Below are 18,301 nucleotides of genomic sequence, written 5' to 3' on the forward strand. Positions count from 1 at the left end.
CAACGGGCCCTGCGGGCACCGGTGGGGGACTGATCGACGTGGGCCGTGGGCCGCATCGACCGTACGGTCGGGTCGGCCCTCGGCCAACGGATGCCGAATTGCTCCGCACGGGGTCTACCGCCGATCAGCGCTCCGGGTTACCGTTTCGCCCCAGCAGCCAGAGCTCGCGGATGGCCGACGTCGGCGCGGGCTCAGAGCGGAAGGTTGGCCGGTGAGCGTGCAGGAGTCGACGTTCCACGGCTTCGCCAACCCCGTCGACCCGACCCCCGCCGAGTTGCGGGCGTGGGCCTACCAGCCGGATTCCGTACCGCTGGCCTCGATGCCGCCGGACTGGGACCTGCTGGTCTCCGGCGACCGGTTGGTGGCGGTGCTCTTCGGCCTGGCGATGGACCCGGCCTGCCCGGCACGCCGCTTCGCGCTGCACTGCCTCTACATCTACGCCGCCGACGGCATCCGGACCAACTTCCGCGCCCACCCGAAGCGGCGCTTCCGCAAGCTCGTGGAGCAGGCCGAGCGCGACGGCGACGACCTGATGCGCACCTGGGCGTACAACAGCCGGGTGCTGCTGGCCCGCCCGGAACTCTTCGTCTACCGGGACTGGTGCGAGGGCGGCCTGGTCCGGGAGAACCGCCGCATCGCCTGAGCTGAGCAACGCAGGCACTCTCCGACGACGAACGGGCCGGAGCTCCGCACGAACGTCCCGGCCCACACCCCGACGACGAACGGGCCGCAGCCCCCGCACGGAGCCCACGAGCGTCCCGGCCCGCGCCCCCGACGACGAACGGCCGGGTCCCTGCACGGGCATCCCGGTCCGCGCCTTGACGACGAACGGCCGGGACCCCGCACGAACGTCCCGGCCCGCAGCCCCGACGACGAACGGGCCGGGGCCCCCCGTGGGTCCCGGCCCGCACGTCGGCGGAACGTCAGTGCTCCGATCCGCCCTTTTCGCGGCGTCTCGCCTCGTCGCGTCCCTGCTCGGTACCGTGGTCGGCCCGGTCGGCGAACGCGCCGTTCTTGACCTTGTCGGTGAAGCGGCCCTCGGTGACCCGGTCGAATCTCTCCCGGACGTTCTTCGCCACCTCTTCGAGCCGTTCCTCCGCCTGCTGGGCAACCTTCCTCGCGGCTTCCGTCATGGCTCCCCCTGCCATTGGAGTCCGGATTAAGCGGGTTGGACCTGATTCGCAGATTAGCGGATCCGGTGCCTCCCCCGCCGGCAAACCGGCAACCGCGACGAGTGGAACACCACGGGTGTCATCCGGGGGCGGAGACACCCGTGGTGTTCCACTCGTGGCTCAGGCGGAGCGGTGTTCGGCGACACGGCGGACGTGACGCACCGGAAAGGCCTGCTCCGTCGGCGACGCGGACGGCTAGGCCGACAGCGGCAGCGGCGACGCGGACGGCTAGGCCGACAGCGGCAGCGGCGACGCGGACGGCTAGGCCGACAGCGGCAGCGACCGACGGCGGCACGCCCGGGGCCAGGGCCGGAAGGATGGCCACGTTCGGGCGCGGCGGACCGGCAGTGGCGACCACGCCCGCCGCCGGGCAGTCGAGCGCGAACGGAAGGACGACCGCACCTGGCCCGCCGAGGGCCACCGGCCGGGGAGCGGAAAGACGACCGCGCCCGGCCGCGGGAGAGCGGCCGGGCGCGCGAGGTGTCGTCAGCGCTCGGGGCCCCGGCGGGGACGCCAGACCACCAGCGCGGTGGAGGTGCGGTTGGTCGGCACGAGGTCGCTGCCCGGGAAGCGGGCCAGCGCCTCCAGTTCGGCGATCCGCCGGTACGCGGCGTCCAGCTCCGCCTCCAGCCGGGCCACCCGCTGCTGCGCCTGCTCCAGCAGCCGCTCCAGCCCGATGATCCGCTTTACCCCGGCCAGGTTGATCCCGTCGTCCTGGCTGAGCCGCTGCACCTCGCGCAGCAGCACCACGTCGCGGACGCTGTAGCGGCGCCCGCCGCCGGCGGCACGTCCCGGCTGGACCAGGCCCAACCGGTCGTACTGGCGCAGGGTCTGCGGGTGCATCCCCGCCATCCGCGCCGCCACCGAGATCATCAGCACCTTGGCCTCGTAGGCAGGGTCACCCGAGCCGACGAACTCGTCCGACATCCCGCTCACCTCCGCGTGCACTCCACCGAGCCGACTGAACACCGGGTCAACTGAATCGACGTACCCGCGCCTCGAGATGTTCCCGGGCGGCCGGCGGGGTCTGCGCGGCGAAGTCCTCCAACGCCGCTCGCGCCTCGTCGGACACCTTCGCGGGTACCACCACGTCCAGGGTCACCAGCAGGTCGCCCGCCTGACCGTCACGGCGGACCACCCCCTTGCCCCGCGCTCGCAGGATCCGGCCGCTCGGCGTGCCCGGTGGCACCCGCAGGGTCACCGTGCCGTCGAGGGTGGGCACCCGCAGGTCCGTGCCGAGCACGGCCTCCGCGAACGTGACCGGCACCGTCAGCGTGAGGTCGTCGCCGGTACGCCCGAACAGTTCGTCCGGCCGCACCTTGACGTGCACGAAGAGGTCGCCCGCCGGGCCACCTCGCGCGCCGGGCTCGCCCCGCCCGGCCAGCCGGATCTTCTGACCGTCCGCCACGCCGGCCGGGAAGCGGACGTTCAGCGTGCGGGTCTTGGTGACCCCGCCGGTGCCCTGGCACTCGGGGCACTTCTCGTCCACGACGGTGCCCACGCCCTGGCAGTTGCGGCACGGCTCGGAGAAGCTGAACGACCCCTGGTTGCGGTTGGTCACCCCGGCCCCGTGGCACACCGGGCAGGTGCGCGGCTGGGTGCCGGGCTTGGCCCCGTTGCCGTGGCAGGTGTCGCACACCCCGGGGGCGCGCAGCGTGAGCGGGAGCGTCACCCCGCGTACGGCGTCGTCGAAGTCGAGGGCCACCTCGGCCTCGACGTCCCGCCCCCGGGCCGGGCCACGGGCCGCCGCCCCGCCGGCGGGACCGCCGGCACCGCCCGAGAAGATCGAACTGAACAGGTCCTGGAAGCCGGCCCCGCCGAAGCGGCGGTCACCGCCCCCGCCCGCGGCGCCCCCGAACAGGTCGGAGACGTCGAACGGCACGCCGCCGGGCTGGCCGGCGCCACGGGCCCCGCGCCGGAACGCCCCCGAGCCGAACAGCGACCGCAGCTCGTCGTACTCCCGCCGCTTGGCGTCGTCGCCGAGGACGGCGTACGCCTCGGAGGCGGCCTTGAAACGCTCCTCGGCCTTCGGGTCGCCGGGGTTGTGGTCCGGGTGCGAATCCCGGGCCAGTTTCCGGTACGCCTTCTTGACGTCGTCGGCGGTGGCGGCCTTGTCCACGCCCAGCACGGCGTAGAAGTCCTTCTCGATCCAGTCCTTGGAACTCACCGGTCCACCCCCTTCCCTAGCTGGGGACCGACCGTCCCGCCGGCCCTCTGCGGGCGGGCGGGACGGTCCGGTCGTCGTTCCGCACTACTCCGGGTCGGCGACTGCGACCATCGCGGGCCGCAACAGCCGCTCACCGACCTGGTAGCCCCGACGCATCACCTGTACGCAGGTGGGCTCGGTGACGTCGGCCGAGGTCTGGTGGGCGACCGCCTCGTGCCGGGTCGGGTCGAACGGGTCGCCCTGCTCGCCGAACGGGGTCAGCCCGAACTTGCCAAGCGCCGCGACGAGCTGGTCGGCCACGCTGCCGAACGGCCCGACGAGGTCGCCGTGCTCGCGGGCCCGGTCCAGGTCGTCGAGGATCGGCAGCAGCGCGGCGAGCACCGCGCCGGTCGCCTGCTCGGTGACCAGACCCTTGTCCCGGTCCACCCGCTTGCGGTAGTTGGCGTACTCCGCCGTCACCCGCTGGAGGTCCCGGGTCCGCTCGTCGAGGTCCTTGCGCAGCGCCTCGAGTTCGGCGCCGAGCCCGCTCGGGCCGCCGTCGACCGGCTGGGCCGGGGCGTCCACCACCGGCGGGCCGCTCACCTCGGTCGCCTCGACCTCGATCTCGTCGACGACGACCTCGGACTCCTCGACCAGACCCTCGGCCGGGGCGTCCGAGCCGGCGTCGGCGGCAGCCGGCTCGGACGTCTCGCTGATCTTGCGGTTGTCACGGATGACGACCCGCGGCCCGTCGCCGGCCTGCTCGGCGGGCGCGGAGCCACCCGGCGTCGACCCGGTCGCACCCGGGTCGGCGGCTCGTGGCTTCTCCGTCATGGGGCTACCTCATCCCTCTGCCGTGGTTCCGTGTCCGGGACGAACCGTCACTTCTTGTCCTTGTCCTCGTCCACGATCTCCGCGTCGACCACGTCGTCCGCGCCGCCGGCGGGCCCGCCGGCCTGCGTACCGCCGGTCGCCCCGGCGCCCGCGGCACCCGCCGCGCCCGGACCGGCCTCGCCCGGCTGCTCGCCCTGCTGGGCGTAGAGCAGCGAGCCGGCCTCCTGGGAGACCTGCGCCAGCCGCTCGTGGGCCGACTTGATCTTCTCGATGTCCTGGCCGCCGAGCGCGCCGCGCAGCTCGCCGAGCGCCTCGTTGATCTTGTCACGGGACTCCGCCGGCAGCTTGTCGCCGCTCTCGGCCAGGAACTTCTCGGTCTGCCACTGGAGCGCCTCGGCCAGGTTGCGGGTCTCGGCCTCCTCGCGGCGACGCTTGTCGTCCTCGGCGTGCTCCTCGGCGTCGCGACGCATGCGCTCGATGTCGTCCTTCGGCAGCGAGGAGCCGCCGGTGATCGTCATCTTCTGTTCCTTGCCGGTGCCGAGGTCCTTGGCGTGGACGTTGACGATGCCGTTGGCGTCGATGTCGAAGGTGACCTCGATCTGCGGCACGCCGCGCGGCGCCGGCGGGAGGCCGGTCAGCTCGAAGGTGCCGAGCTTCTTGTTGTAGGCCGCGATCTCCCGCTCGCCCTGGAACACCTGGATCAGCACCGACGGCTGGTTGTCGTCCGCCGTGGTGAAGACCTCGGAGCGCTTGGTCGGGATGGTGGTGTTGCGCTCGATCAGCTTGGTGAAGATGCCGCCCTTGGTCTCGATGCCCAGGCTCAGCGGGGTCACGTCGAGCAGCAGGACGTCCTTGACCTCGCCCTTGAGCACGCCGGCCTGGAGGGCGGCGCCGACGGCGACGACCTCGTCCGGGTTGACGCCCTTGTTGGGCTCCTTGCCGGTGAGCTGCTTGACCAGGTCGGTCACGGCCGGCATCCGGGTCGAGCCGCCGACCATGATGACGTGCTCGACGTCGGAGACCTTGATGCCGGCGTCCTTCACGGCCTGCTCGAACGGGCCCTTGCAGCGGTCCAGCAGGTCCTGCGTCATCCGCTGGAACTCGGCCCGGCTGAGGGTCACGTCCAGGTGCAGCGGGCCCGCCGCGCCGGCCGTGATGTACGGCAGGTTGATGTTGGTGGTGGTGGCGGCGGACAGCTCGATCTTGGCCTTCTCGGCCGCCTCGCGGAGCCGCTGGAGGGCCATCTTGTCCTGGCCCAGGTCGATGCCGTGCTCGCCGCGGAAGGTCTTCACCAGGTGGTCGATGATCCGCTGGTCCCAGTCGTCGCCACCGAGGTTGTTGTCACCGCTTGTCGACTTGACCTCGACGACGCCCTCGGCCAGCTCCAGCAGCGACACGTCGAAGGTGCCGCCGCCGAGGTCGAACACCAGGACGGTCTGCTCCTTGGAGCCCTTGTCCAGCCCGTACGCCAGGGCCGCCGCGGTCGGCTCGTTCACGATCCGCAGCACGTTGAAGCCGGCGATCTCGCCGGCCTCCTTGGTGGACTGGCGCTGGCCGTCGTTGAAGTAGGCCGGGACGGTGATCACCGCGTCGGTGATCTGCTCGCCCAGGTACGCCTCGGCGTCCCGCTTGAGCTTCATCAGCGTGCGGGCCGAGATCTCCTGCGGGGTGTACTTCTTGCCGTCGATGTCGACGGACCAGTTGGTGCCGATCTCCCGCTTGACCGAGCGGATGGTCCGGTCCGGGTTCGTCACCGCCTGGCGCTTGGCGACCTCACCGACGAGCACCTCGCCGTTGCGGGCGAACGCGACGATCGACGGGGTCGTCCGCGAGCCTTCAGCGTTGGCGATGACGGTGGGCTCACCGCCCTCCAGAACGCTGACGCAGGAGTTCGTCGTGCCCAGGTCGATACCGACCGCACGTGCCATCTTCGCTTCCTCGCTTCATCACGTCGTGGGCAGGTGACGGGCGACGCCCGTCGAGCTGCCCGGCGGGCGTCGCCCGCAGCGACCCCACCACAAGTTGAGTGAACTTGACTCAATAGTGCCACGCCCCGCGAAATCGTCAAGTCGGGGTTGAGCCGACCCGACGCAACCCCAGGTTCGTACCGATCGGTTGTCTTCCCTTGCGTCGGTCGGGCACGCTTTAGCGGTGACGACGCACGGCGATCCCGCCACCCCGGCCGGCACGCCCACCGTCGCAGCCCGCACCGGCCCCACGGACGCCGGGGAGGACCGGCCCGCCACCACCGGGGACGACAGCCTGCCCGCCACTCTGGCCGGCCTGCGCGCCGCGATCGGGGCGGCCCGGTTCCCGCTCGCGCTGCCCTCCGCCGAGCCTGCCCGGCGCGCCGGCGGGAGCCTCACCGACCAGCTCGACGACTACCTGCTGCCCCGGCTGCGCCGGCTCGACGCGCCGCTGCTCGTGGTGGTCGGCGGGTCCACCGGCGCGGGCAAGTCCACGCTTGTCAACAGCCTGGTGCAGGCGCGGGTGAGCGCCGCCGGGGTGCTCCGGCCGACCACCCGCTCCCCGGTGCTGGTCTGCAACCCGGCCGACTCGGGCTGGTTCCGCCAGGGCGAGCTGCTGCCCGGCCTCACCCGCACCACCGAGCCCAGCGAGGACCCGCGCACCCTGCAACTGGTGACCGCCCCGGCCCTGCCCGCCGGGCTGGCCTTCCTCGACGCCCCCGACATCGACTCGGTCGTCGACGCCAACCGGGCCCTGGCCGGTCAGCTCCTGGCCGCCGCCGACCTCTGGCTCTTCGTCACCACCGCCGCCCGCTACGCCGACGCCGTCCCCTGGGAACTGCTGCGCAGTGCCCGGGCCCGGGGCGCGGTCATCGCCATGGTGCTGGACCGGGTGCCTCCGGAGGCGGCCGACGAGATCGCCGCCCACCTGTCGGAGATGCTCGCCGCGCAGGAGCTGGGGGCAGCCCCGCTCTTCGTGCTGCCGGAGACCTGGGTCGACGGGCAGGGCCTGCTGCCCGAGCGGGTCACCGCGCCGCTCGCCGCCTGGTTCGCCCGGCTGGCCGCCGACGCCGACGCCCGCGCCGCCGTGGTCCGGCAGACTCTGGACGGCGCGCTCGCCGCGCTGCACCCGGCGGTCGAGGGGCTCGCCGACGCCGCCGAGGAGCAGGTCACCGCCGCCGACGCGCTCGACGAGCGGGTGCTGGCCGCGTACCGGGGGGCGTACCGGACCGTCGGGCAGGGGCTGAAGGACGGCCGGCTGCTCCGCGGCGAGGTGCTGGCCCGCTGGCAGGAGTTCGTCGGCACCGGCGAGTTCTTCCGCACCATGGAGGCCCGCATCGGGCGGCTCCGCGACCGGGTGGTGGCGGCGGTCACCGGCCGGCCCGCGCCCGCGTCCGAGCTGCGGGACGCGATCGAGTCCCAGCTGGTGACCCTGCTGCGGGGCGTCGCCGCCGAGGCGGCCGAGAACGCGTACACCGGGTGGAAGGCGCATCCCGCCGGGGCGGCGCTGCTCGAACCGGAGCTGGCCCACTCCTCCGCCGACCTGCCCGAACGGGCCGAGCGGCTGGTGCGGGAGTGGCAGCGGGGCGTGCTGGAGCTGGTCCGCGCCGAGGGCGGCGACCGCCGCTTCGTGGCCCGTACGGCCGCGTACGCGGTGAACGCCACCGGGCTCGCCGTCATGATCGCGGTGTTCGCCTCGACGGCGTTCATCCCCACCGGGCTGGAGGTGGCCACCGGGGCCGGCACGACCGTCGCCGCGCAGACCGTGCTCCAGGCGATCTTCGGCGACCAGGCCGTGCGTACGCTGGCCGCCAAGGCCCGGGCCGACCTGCTGGACCGGGTGCGGGCCCTGCTCGACGACGAGGCCGCCCGCTACCTGGACCGGACGGCGCAGGCGCGGCCCGCCGCGGACACCGCGGCGGCCCTGCGCGGCGCCGCCAACCGGGTGGAGATCGCCCGCAACCGCAGCGACCTCTCCGGCGCGGCCGTCGCGGGCCCGCCCGGTACCGGGGACGGAGGGTCATGACCAACATCGTCGGGCGGATGCGCGAGGCGTTCCGCGGTGACCAGCGGGTGGACGCCGACGCGCTCGTCGCCCGCCTCGACGCCGTACGCCGGTTCCTCACCGTCGTCGACGGCCACCTGCCGGACGCGCGGCTCGTGTCGGCGCACACCCTCGTCGAGCGGGCCGGCACCCGGCTGGCGCTCTCCCGCGACCACACCGTGGTGGCCCTGGCCGGTGCGACCGGCAGCGGCAAGTCCAGCCTGTTCAACGCGCTCGCCCGGATGGAACTCTCCACGGTCGGCGTGCGCCGTCCCACCACCGGCGTCGCGCACGCCTGCGTCTGGGGGCCGCTCGACGGCGGCAACCGCCTGCTCGACTGGGTGGGCGTGCTGCCCCGGCACCGGTTCGTCCGGGAGAGCGTGCTGGACGGCGACGACGAGTCCGCCCTGCACGGGCTGATCCTGCTCGACCTGCCCGACTTCGACTCGGTGCAGCGGTCGCACCGGCTGGAGGTGGACCGGCTGCTCGGCCTGGTCGACCTCGTGGTGTGGGTGGTCGACCCGCAGAAGTACGCCGACCGCGTCATCCACACCAACTACCTGCGCGAGTTCCACCGGCACCGGGACGTCACCCTGGTCGTGCTCAACCAGGCCGACCGACTGCCACCGGCCGAGCTGCCCCGGGTGCTGGCCGACCTGCGCCGGCTGCTCGACTCCGATGGCCTGGACGGCGTACCGCTGCTGGCGACCACCGCCGTCGACCCGGCGGGCATGGTCGGGCTGCGGGAGGCGCTGGAACGCACGGTGGCCGAGCGGCAGGCCGCACTGCGGCGGCTCCAGGGCGACGTGGACGCGGTGGTGGCCGGGCTCGAAGAGCTGGTCGGCGGTGCCTCGCCGGCCGGTGGACCCGACGACGCCGCTGTCAGCGGGCTGCACCGGGCGCTCGCCGGCGCGGCCGGGGTGCCGGCGGTCGCCGAGGCGGTCGAGCAGGCGTACCGGCACCGGGGCGCCGCCACCACCGGCTGGCCGTTGGTCCGGGGCTGGCGGCGGCTGCGGCCCGACCCGCTACGCCGGCTGCACCTGCCCGGCCCGGCCGCCGGCCGCGACGAACCGGCGGAGAGCCTCGTGGCCGCGACCTCGGTGCCCGACCCCACCGCAGCGCAGCGCGCGGCGCTCGGGCTGGCGATCCGGTCGGTGGCCGACCGGACCGGGGCGGACCTGCCCGCCGCCTGGCCGGCCGCGGTGACCGCCGCCGCCCGCTCCCGCCTCGCCGACCTGCCGGACGCGCTGGACCGCGCGGTGGCCGGCACGGACCTGGGCATGGACCGGCGACCGCTCTGGTGGCGGTTCGTCGGCGGCCTCCAGTGGCTGGTGACGCTGGCCGCGCTGGCCGGGCTGGGCTGGCTGGCGCTCGGCTACGCGCTGCGCGCGCTGGGCCTGCCGGCGCTGGAGCACCCGATGGTCGGCGAGGTGCCGCTGCCCACCCTGCTGCTCCTCGGCGGCCTGCTCGCCGGGCTGCTGGTGGCCGCCCTGACCAGGCCGATCGTCCGCTGGGCGGCCCGCCGCGCCCGTCGCCGGGCCGAGCGGCGCCTCACGGACGCGGTGGCGACGGTCGGCGAGGAGCACGTGCTGGCCCCCGTGCGGACGGTGCTCGCCTCCTACGCCGAGGCCCGTACGGCCCTGGGGGAGGCCGCCGGCCGCTGAGCCGAAAGTCCCGTCCCACGACAACCGCAGGTCGGCGGCGTGGCGGCGCGACGCGGGCCGGACGCTCGGGTCGCTCGTACCGTTCCGGGGCGGGCGGCGGCGTAGGGTCGGTGGATGGGAACGCCTCAGACCCCGTACGACGCGGTGCTGCACGCCGCCCGCGACGTGGCCAAGCTGGACAACGCCCTCGACGCGGAGATGCTCGGCGCGGCCCTGCTCGGCAGCGTCTACTCGGTCGCGGAGACCGAACGTGACGCCGCCGTCCGGGACTTCGTGGCCGGCTTCCTGGCCGCCACCTCCCGCCGCCGCTCGGCCGCGGCGACCACCATCCGTTCCGTCTTCGCCGCGCTGGTGCCCGACGCCGAGGGCACCGACCGGGTCCGTCCGGGCGCCGCCACCCCCGCCTGGGCCGGCCACCTCGGCCGCGTGCACCTGACCGGCTGCTGGTCCTACGGCGACGTGTACGGCGACCAGACCTCCTACCTGGCGACCTTCGCCTACGACGACCCGGCGGGCGGTCCGGCGCACGCCGTGGTGACGCTGCTCGACCACAACATCGGCATCACCAAGGACGTCTTCGTCGGCGGGCCGCCCGACCGCATCCTCGACCAGGTCCGGCAGATGTGCGCCGGGGACGAGCTGACCTGGTTCCGCGACGAGGAGCCGGCCCGGATGCGCGCCGAGGTGACCCGCCATCTCGCGATCACCGACGGCCTGACCGAGTTGCCCGGGGAGGGCTCGCTCGCCACCGACCGCGCCCTGCTCGGCGCCCGGCTGGCACGGCTGCCGCAGGCGGCCGGGGCGGCCCCCGCGCCCACCGAGCCGCTCTCCGCCGCCGAGCGTACGGACCTGGTCCGCCGGTTCCTCGCCTCGCCCGAGGCGGCCCGCTTCGGCCTGGACACCATCGACGGGGCGGAGCTGGCCTCGCTGCACTTCTGCCTCAGCCTGCTGCTGGACCACGCGGCCAGCTTCCCGGACGCCGACCCGCTGCGGTGGAGCCCCACCGTGGCCGGGCTGTTCCTGCTGGACTGGGTGCACCGGCGCGCGGTGCTGGACATGGACGACGCCGCGCTGCTGCCCCGGGTGCTGCGCGCCTGGGCCGGCTACGCCGCCCGTAAGCGCGGGCTGCCCGAGCAGGCGGCGACGCAGATCGACACGGCCGTCGAGGAGATGGTGCCGGAGTTCGCCCGCCTCTACAGCACGGGCGAACGCCGCAGCCCCGCCACGGCCGCCGTCGCGCAGCTGATGGCCGACGGCGTCGACCCCGACGACCCGGCCGCCCTCGACGCCTGGATCGAGGCCAACCGCCACCGCCTCACGGACGACCCCGCCTAACGCCACCCGCACCCACCCCACCCGCCCTCCCTCCCCCGCGCGCGTCGATCATGCAGTTGTGGTGGGCGGAAAGCAGCATTACGCGGCTTTTGTGGGGCACCACAACTGCATGATCGACGGCCTTGGCCGGGGGCGCACGTGAGCGCCGGGGCGTCGTCCGTCCGCGCGGCGCCGGAGGGGGTGGGGGGGGTGGGGTGGGTCAGCGGAGGGGGGCGAAGAAGAGGGCCGCCACCAGGGCGCCCAGGGCGAGGCCCGCGACCACCTGGGGCACGGTGTGGTCGCGCAGGCGGACCCGGGACCAACCGACCAGCACGAGCAGTGGCGCCGTCGCCAGCAACCCGGCCCCGAACGTGAGCACCAGCACGACCACCGTGCCGGCGGCCACCGCCGAGTGGATCGACATCTTCCACCAGTGGCTCACCGTCACGGCGACCACCAGGCCGACGAGCCCGGCGGCGGCCAGGGCCAGCACCGGTCGCGGCGCGCCGAGCACGGCGAGCAGGGCCAGCCCGGCGGCGACCGAGCAGAGCCCGAACAGCAGCGGGACGCGGCGCTGCTCGCGGATCCCCACGTGATGGTCGGTCAGCCGGCCGCGACGCACCCCGCCGAGGATGTACGCGAACGGGATCCCGCTGACGAAGAGCGTGGCCAGCAGTCCCCAGGCCAGCCCGTGCGCGCCCTGGGCGCTGTGCCAGCCGACCGCCAGCGTCAGCGCCGAGACCAGCACGGCGGGCGCGGTCAGCTCGGTCACGAACCGGGCGAGCCGGAGGGTCCGGCCGGGTGGTGGCGGGGCGGCCGGACGGCTGTGGGATTCCGCGTCCGAACCGCCCGTCCCGCTCAGCGCCCCGCCTCTGCGTCCGCCCCGGGCCGCCGCCCGGAACCGTTCCCGTCCGTACCCCGGCGCTCCGACCGGGCCGGGGCCCCGCCGTGGATCACCTGCCGTCGACCGTCACCGTACCCGCGGCCGGCCGTCCCGGTGCCTGGTCCCGCCGGGATCGCCGGTGGTCGGGCCGGGGTCGACGGTCGCGCTGGCGGTCGGATCGTCGGGTGCCGGGGACGCGCTGGGCGCCGGGGACGCCGTGGGCTCAGGCGGTGGTAGCGAGAGGGTGCTCGTCGGCTCCGCCGACGTCGGCTCGCCGGTCGGCGTGGGTGCCGGGCTCGGGCTGGGGCTCGGCGAGGGCTTCGGCGACGGGCTCGGGGACGCCGGAGGCCTCGGGGACGGGGGTGCCGAGGGCTTCGGGGACGAGGGCGGCGGTACCGGCCGGCCGCCGGGCCGGGACGGGGGCTTCGGACGCGCCGCCGGGCGGAGCGGCGGCGGCGGGGCGGGCGCCGCGACGATCGGCGTACGCGGGAAGGGCACGACGGTCCGCCAGTCGCCCGGGTCGGCCACGGCGGGGGACGGGGTCGACGAGGCTACCGGGGGGCGGCCCGTCGCCGGCACCGGGATCACCACGGGGCCGACCGAGGGCGTCGGGAGGAACGGGGTGCTGCCGTCCGGCAGGGCCGTGCTGCCGACGGTGGCGGAGCTGGTGCTGATCGCGGCGAGGATCGGCATCGACGCGGTGCCGGCGAGCAGTGCCACCGTGAACAGGTAGCCCCGGGACGGCCCGCCCGAGCCGGGGGCCCGGTGCGCGCCGACCAGCCGGCGGTAGCCGCCGGCCCGGTGCCGGCCGAGGAGGGGAACGGTGGGATCTGGGCCTGGCTCGGACACCACACACCCCTTTTCGTCGACTCCGACGGTGGACGGGCCGGTACGGCGACCGGCCCGAGCGCCCGGGGCACCGCCCGGACACGAGGAAGCGGCAAACCGCCCCGACGCGGACGATCCCGCGCCAATCAGCCTGGACCAGTGACGGTCGGTCGGCCAACCCTGCACAGCGTGTCGACACGCGTATCTGGCCGAACGGTGACGAACCATCGCCGGATCGGCCGCGCGTCGATGCAACGGACACCGGGGGCGCCGTGCGACGAAGCGGGCCACCGCGATCGGCCGGGACAGGCGCACTGTGGGCGCGCTCACGTGTGATGCGAATATGGACCACGACGGCAACGCAGCCACGACCTCCGCGCACCCTCGCGGCAGGCGCGGCTGGGCGCCGGCGCTCCCGATCCGGGTTCGGCCAGAATCCGGCTCACGCCGCGCGGCAACCCCCACCGGGGCTAGGCGCGGCCGCCAGGAACCCGTCCGGCACCAGCCGGGCAGGCGCACGAGTTGCGCGGCCGGGTGACCCCCCGGTGCCGACGCAGACAGACAGGGAGAGACGGATGGCAAAGGGCGACCCCGGGGTCTCCAGTCGCGGCCGACGGGCCGCACCCCGGTCCAAGAAGGGTGCGACCGGCGACCCGCAGCTGGTGCAGCTGCTCACCCCGGAGGGTGAGCGGATCGAGAGCGCGACCGGCCCGGACGGGACCGAGTACCGCGTCGACTTCACCGACGAGGAGTACCGCGGGCTCTACCGCGACCTCGTGCTGGTCCGCAAGCTCGACGCCGAGGCCACCGCGTTGCAGCGCCAGGGCGAGCTGGGCCTGTGGGCCAGCCTGCTGGGCCAGGAGGCCGCGCAGGTGGGCTCGGGACGCGCGCTGCGTACGCAGGACATGGCCTTCCCGACCTACCGGGAGCACGGCGTCCTCTACTGCCGGGGCATCGACCCGATCATGCCGCTCGGCCTGTTCCGGGGCGTCGACCAGGGCGGCTGGGACCCGAACGAGTTCAAGTTCAACATGTACACGATCGTGATCGGGGCGCAGACCCTGCACGCGACCGGCTACGCCATGGGCGTCCACATGGACGGCAAGACCGGCACCGAGGACGGCGAGGCGGTGATCGCCTACTTCGGTGACGGCGCCACCAGCCAGGGCGACGTCAACGAGGCGTTCGTCTGGGCCAGCGTCTTCAACGCCCCGCTGGTGTTCTTCTGCCAGAACAACCAGTACGCCATCTCCGAGCCGCTGGAGCGCCAGACCCGCGTGCCGCTCTACCAGCGGGCCGGCGGCTTCGGCTTCCCCGGTGTCCGGGTGGACGGCAACGACGTGCTCGCGTCGTACGCGGTGACCCGGCACGCGCTGGACAACGCCCGGCTCGGCCAGGGTCCCAGCCTGATCGAGGCCTACACCTACCGGATGGGCGCGCACACCACCTCCGACGACCCGACCCGCTACCGGATCGCCAGCGAGGTCGAGGCCTGGCAGGCGAAGGACCCGATCGCCCGGATGAAGGCGTTCCTGGAGAAGCAGCAGATCGCCGACGCGGACTTCTTCACGGCTGTCGACGAGCAGGCCCGCACCGAGTCGGTGCACCTGCGTGAGCGGGTGCTCGCCATGCCCAACCCCGAGCCGGTGACGATGTTCGACCACGTCTACCCCAACGGGTCCCCCGAGCTCGACGAGCAGCGGGCGCAGTTCACGAAGTACATGGAGTCGTTCGAGGGGAGCGCCCACTGATGGCCACGGAGACGCTCACCCTCGGCAAGGCCCTCAACACCGGCCTGCGCAGGGCCCTGGAGAACGACCCGAAGGTCGTCATCATGGGCGAGGACGTCGGCAAGCTCGGCGGCGTCTTCCGGATCACCGACGGCCTCCAGAAGGACTTCGGCGACCAGCGGGTGATCGACACCCCGCTCGCCGAGTCCGGCATCATCGGCACCGCGGTGGGCCTGGCCATCCGCGGCTTCCGGCCGGTCTGCGAGATCCAGTTCGACGGCTTCGTCTACCCCGCGTACGACCAGATCGTGTCGCAGGTGGCGAAGATGCACTACCGCTCGCAGGGCAAGGTGCGGATCCCGATGGTCATCCGGATCCCGTTCGGCGGCGGCATCGGCGCGGTCGAGCACCACTCGGAGTCACCGGAGGCGTACTTCGCCCACACCGCCGGCCTGAAGGTGGTGTCCTGCGCCAACCCGCAGGACGCGTACACGATGATCCAGCAGGCCGTCGCCTCGGACGACCCGATCGTCTTCCTGGAGCCGAAGCGGCGCTACTGGGAGAAGGGCCCGGTCGAGCTGGACGGCCCGCTGTCGGGGGCGTACCCGCTGCACTCGTCCCGGGTCGTCCGGCCCGGCACGGACGCCACGGTGCTGGCGTACGGGCCGATGGTGCGGACCTGCCTGGACGCGGCGACCGCCGCCGCCGAGGACGGTCGGGAGCTGGAGGTCATCGACCTGCGCTCGCTCTCCCCGCTGGACCTGACCGCCGCGTACGAGTCGGTGAAGCGCACCGGCCGTTGCGTGGTCGTGCACGAGGCCCCGGGCAACCTGGGCCTGGGCTCGGAGATCGCGGCCCGGATCACCGAGGAGTGCTTCTACTCCCTGGAGTCCCCGGTGCTGCGGGTGACCGGCTTCGACACCCCCTACCCGGCCGCCCGGGTGGAGGAGGAGTACCTGCCCGACCTCGACCGGGTGCTCGACGCCGTCGACCGCACCTTCGGCTGGTGAGCGGCATGTCGCGGATCAAGGAGTTCAACCTTCCCGACCTGGGCGAGGGCCTGACCGAGGGCGAGATCCTCGCGTGGCTCGTGAAGGTCGGCGACGTCATCGAACTGAACCAGCCGATCGTCGAGGTGGAGACGGCCAAGGCGGCCGTCGAGATCCCGGCGAAGTGGGCGGGCCAGGTGCAGTCGATCTTCCACCCGGAGGGGAGCACGGTCGAGGTCGGCACGCCGATCATCGCGATCGACACCGACCCGGGCGCCGGGCCGATCGAGGCGTCGACGACCGGCGCCCCGGACGCGGCCCTGCCCACCCCGTCGGCGGCGTCGCTGGCCGCGGTCCAGGTGGCGCCGGCAGAGGGCGCGGTCGAGCCGGGCCTGATCGGCGGTCCCGCCCCGGGCGGCCGTACCGCCGTGCTGGTCGGCTACGGCCCGCGCACCACGGCGGCCAAGCGCCGACCGCGCAGGGGCGACACACCGGTGCCGGCCCAGGCCGCGCAGCCGGTCGCACCGACGCAGCCGGCCCCGGTGGCCACTGCGCCGTCGAACGGTCACGGACCGGCCGGCGGGCCCGTGCTGGCCAAGCCGCCGGTGCGGAAGCTCGCCAAGGATCTCGGCGTCGACCTGTCCGCGCTGACCGGGTCGGGGCCGCTGGGCTCGATCACCCGGGAGGACGTACAGCGGGCGGCGAGCGGGGCCACGGCGGCGGCCGAGCCGCTCGCGGTGTCGGCCCCGGCCACGGCGGTCGCGAGCTTCGGTGCGGACCGCGAGCAGCGCATCCCCGTCAAGGGGGTACGCAAGCTCACCGCCGAGAACATGTCCCGCTCGGCGTTCACCGCGCCGCACGTGACGGAGTTCCTCACCGTCGACGTGACCCGGGCGATGAAGGCCCTGGACCGGCTCCGCAACCGGCGGGAGTGGCGCGACGTGCGGGTCTCGCCGCTGCTGTTGGTGGCCAAGGCGGTGCTGCTGGCCGTCAAGCGCCACCCGATGGTCAACTCGACCTGGGCCGGCGACGAGATCGTCGTCAAGGACTACGTCAACCTGGGCATCGCGGCGGCCACCGAGCGCGGGCTGATCGTGCCGAACATCAAGGACGCCGGCCGGCTCTCGCTGCGCGAGCTGGCGGACGCGATGACCGGCCTGGTGCAGACGGCCAAGGCCGGGAAGACCTCGCCGGCCGACATGTCCGGCGGCACGCTGACGATCACCAACGTCGGCGTGTTCGGGGTGGACACCGGTACGCCGATCCTGCCCCCGGGCGAGTCGGCGATCCTGGCCTTCGGCGCGGTCCGCGAGATGCCCTGGGTCCACAAGGGCAAGGTCCGGCCGCGGCAGGTCACCACGCTGGGCCTCTCCTTCGACCACCGGATCATCGACGGTGAACTGGGCTCGAAGTTCCTGCGCGACATCGGGGAGTTCCTGGCCGACCCGGAGGCAGCGCTGCTCGCCTGGACCTGACGGTCCTGACGCCAGCCGAACGGCCGGTGTGCGACGGGTTGACGCCCGGCACACCGGCCGTGTCCTTTTGTGGCGCGCGCACCTCCCGGCATCGGCAGCCCTCCAGAGACAGAGGATTGCGTGGGTCACAGACCCCTCTCACCTTCGATTGTTCGGCCCGTGTCCCAGCTCACCTAACAATCGATGGAAGTTGCGCCCGTCTTGGTGTTCAATGGAAGACATCAAGGGGCTGACAACCGAATAGCCAGGAGGAGAGACCCATGAGCATGATCGAGCGAATCCGCAACCGCCGCGACGCCAACCGCCGCGCCCGTGCCATCGAGCACGCGCTGCGCTCCGCCAACTCGCCCGCGGTCCGCGAAGAGATCCTCGCCATCGCCCAGCGTCACATGAGCTGACGCCCGGAACCTTTCTCACCTCCTCCAGATCGATGACCCGCCCGGTCCGCCCGGGCGGGTCATCGGCGTTTCGCAGCGGCTGACACCGGGATTCCACCTCGCCTCAGCGCCCGGTACGGTGGGCTTCGGTCGTCGCCCGCCGACCCGGAGCAGTCGAGTCGATAGAAGCCGCTCGACACCATCCGGCCACGGGGAGTGACGATCGTGCTCCCCGGTCGCCCTCGGGCGGTCACCGGATACGGTGCGGGGAGCCGGCACGGCCGGTACACCGGCGACGCCGGCCACCCTGCCGAGAAGACCGATCGGCAGTGGCGGCCGACAGGTGATGGAGGAGGCGCACGCATGACGTCCGAGGGCACGCACCACCCCGGCCAGCAGCCGGACGAGGTGTCGCCGGGCGCCGGCGGACCGGCGCCGTACGGCGACCGCCCGGCACAGCAGGACAACGGATACGGCGCCGGCGCCCCCGATCTGGGCTGGGCACCCCCGCCCCCGTCGGAGCGACCGAACCCGCCCGCCTGGGGCGCGCAGGGTGAGCAGCAGCCCGCCCCCGCGTGGGCCGCCCAGGCGCCGCAGCAGACCGACCCGGCCCAGTCCGGCCAGTGGGGACCGTCCGGCGCGTCGCCGCAGCCGCCATGGCCGGGCGCGCAGGAGCAGGCCGGTCCGGCCTGGGCTGCCGCCGCTCCGCAGCCGCCACACGCCGCCCCGGAGCAGCCCGCCTGGGAATCCGGCGAGCAGGCGTCCCCCGCCTGGGCGCAGCCCGAGCCCGCCGCCCGCGGCGCCGCCCGGGTCCCGCAGCCCGCACCGGCGGCCGCACCCCCCCCCCCCCCCCGGGCCCCCCCGGCCCACCCCCACCC

Annotated in this window: 15 protein-coding genes and 1 pseudogene; 10 read left to right on the forward strand and 6 right to left on the reverse strand. The window is 74.1% G+C overall.

What is annotated here, in order from left to right; all coding sequences use genetic code 11:
• Positions 1-211 precede the first annotated feature (211 nt).
• On the forward strand, positions 212-643 hold the full coding sequence (locus AB0B83_RS27785) for a hypothetical protein (RefSeq protein ID WP_357580637.1): 432 nt from the start codon (positions 212-214) through the stop codon (positions 641-643).
• Between the two features lie 280 nt (positions 644-923).
• Here AB0B83_RS27785 and AB0B83_RS27790 read toward each other — a convergent pair whose 3' ends face one another.
• The 5 genes from AB0B83_RS27790 to dnaK form a co-directional block, all read right to left on the reverse strand.
• Positions 924-1,133 carry a hypothetical protein gene (locus AB0B83_RS27790; protein ID WP_357580638.1) on the reverse strand — a complete coding sequence of 70 codons (210 nt, stop codon included), beginning with the start codon at positions 1,131-1,133 and terminating at the stop codon, positions 924-926.
• A gap of 525 nt (positions 1,134-1,658) precedes the next feature.
• On the reverse strand, positions 1,659-2,099 hold the full coding sequence (locus AB0B83_RS27795; RefSeq protein ID WP_121399143.1) for a helix-turn-helix transcriptional regulator: 441 nt from the start codon (positions 2,097-2,099) through the stop codon (positions 1,659-1,661).
• 46 nt (positions 2,100-2,145) lie between these two features.
• Positions 2,146-3,339 carry a molecular chaperone DnaJ gene (gene dnaJ, locus AB0B83_RS27800; RefSeq protein ID WP_357580639.1) on the reverse strand — a complete coding sequence of 398 codons (1,194 nt, stop codon included), beginning with the start codon at positions 3,337-3,339 and terminating at the stop codon, positions 2,146-2,148.
• Positions 3,340-3,423: 84 nt separating this feature from the next.
• A complete protein-coding gene (gene grpE / locus AB0B83_RS27805; protein ID WP_357580640.1) occupies positions 3,424-4,152 on the reverse strand; it encodes a nucleotide exchange factor GrpE in 729 nt (242 codons plus the stop codon).
• A gap of 47 nt (positions 4,153-4,199) precedes the next feature.
• Positions 4,200-6,080, reverse strand: coding sequence for a molecular chaperone DnaK (gene dnaK / locus AB0B83_RS27810; protein ID WP_151455880.1), 1,881 nt, complete (start codon positions 6,078-6,080; stop codon positions 4,200-4,202).
• Positions 6,081-6,303: 223 nt separating this feature from the next.
• Between dnaK and AB0B83_RS27815 the strand changes: the two genes are divergently transcribed.
• The 3 genes from AB0B83_RS27815 (at position 6,304) to AB0B83_RS27825 (ending at position 11,162) form a co-directional block, all read left to right on the forward strand.
• Positions 6,304-8,145, forward strand: coding sequence for an ABC transporter (locus AB0B83_RS27815; RefSeq protein ID WP_357580641.1), 1,842 nt, complete (start codon positions 6,304-6,306; stop codon positions 8,143-8,145).
• Entirely contained in the window at positions 8,142-9,827 is a 1,686-nt protein-coding gene (locus AB0B83_RS27820) for a GTPase (RefSeq protein WP_357580642.1), read from the forward strand. The genes AB0B83_RS27815 and AB0B83_RS27820 overlap by 4 nt, the downstream gene beginning before the upstream one ends.
• A 114-nt stretch (positions 9,828-9,941) precedes the next feature.
• Positions 9,942-11,162: a hypothetical protein gene (locus AB0B83_RS27825; RefSeq protein WP_357580643.1), complete on the forward strand. Its 1,221-nt coding sequence runs from the start codon at positions 9,942-9,944 to the stop codon at positions 11,160-11,162.
• Positions 11,163-11,361: 199 nt separating this feature from the next.
• On the opposite strand, the gene AB0B83_RS27830 is transcribed toward AB0B83_RS27825, so the two are convergent.
• Positions 11,362-11,913, reverse strand: a complete 552-nt coding sequence (locus tag AB0B83_RS27830) for a phosphatase PAP2 family protein (RefSeq protein WP_357580644.1) — start codon at positions 11,911-11,913, stop codon at positions 11,362-11,364.
• A gap of 250 nt (positions 11,914-12,163) precedes the next feature.
• Here AB0B83_RS27830 and AB0B83_RS27835 point away from each other — a divergent pair, with 250 nt between their 5' ends.
• The 6 genes and pseudogenes from AB0B83_RS27835 to AB0B83_RS27860 all read left to right on the forward strand — a co-directional run.
• Positions 12,164-12,757: a hypothetical protein gene (locus AB0B83_RS27835; RefSeq protein WP_357580645.1), complete on the forward strand. Its 594-nt coding sequence runs from the start codon at positions 12,164-12,166 to the stop codon at positions 12,755-12,757.
• 670 nt (positions 12,758-13,427) lie between these two features.
• The gene (gene pdhA, locus AB0B83_RS27840) at positions 13,428-14,603 is read left to right on the forward strand and encodes a pyruvate dehydrogenase (acetyl-transferring) E1 component subunit alpha (protein ID WP_357580646.1); all 1,176 of its coding nucleotides are present in this window, start codon (positions 13,428-13,430) and stop codon (positions 14,601-14,603) included.
• Positions 14,603-15,592 (forward strand): alpha-ketoacid dehydrogenase subunit beta, encoded by a 990-nt coding sequence (locus AB0B83_RS27845; RefSeq protein ID WP_357580647.1) that lies wholly within the window; start codon positions 14,603-14,605, stop codon positions 15,590-15,592. The genes pdhA and AB0B83_RS27845 overlap by 1 nt, the downstream gene beginning before the upstream one ends.
• Before the next feature lie 5 nt (positions 15,593-15,597).
• A complete protein-coding gene (locus tag AB0B83_RS27850; protein WP_357580648.1) occupies positions 15,598-17,046 on the forward strand; it encodes a dihydrolipoamide acetyltransferase family protein in 1,449 nt (482 codons plus the stop codon).
• 260 nt (positions 17,047-17,306) lie between these two features.
• On the forward strand, positions 17,307-17,444 hold the full coding sequence (locus AB0B83_RS27855; RefSeq protein ID WP_165947779.1) for a hypothetical protein: 138 nt from the start codon (positions 17,307-17,309) through the stop codon (positions 17,442-17,444).
• Between the two features lie 342 nt (positions 17,445-17,786).
• Positions 17,787-18,301: pseudogene (locus AB0B83_RS27860) on the forward strand (hypothetical protein); the annotation flags it as partial.

Origin of the sequence: Micromonospora sp. NPDC049060, from assembly GCF_040649055.1 — a bacterium.
GTDB classification, from domain to species: Bacteria; Actinomycetota; Actinomycetes; order Mycobacteriales; family Micromonosporaceae; genus Micromonospora; species Micromonospora reichwaldensis.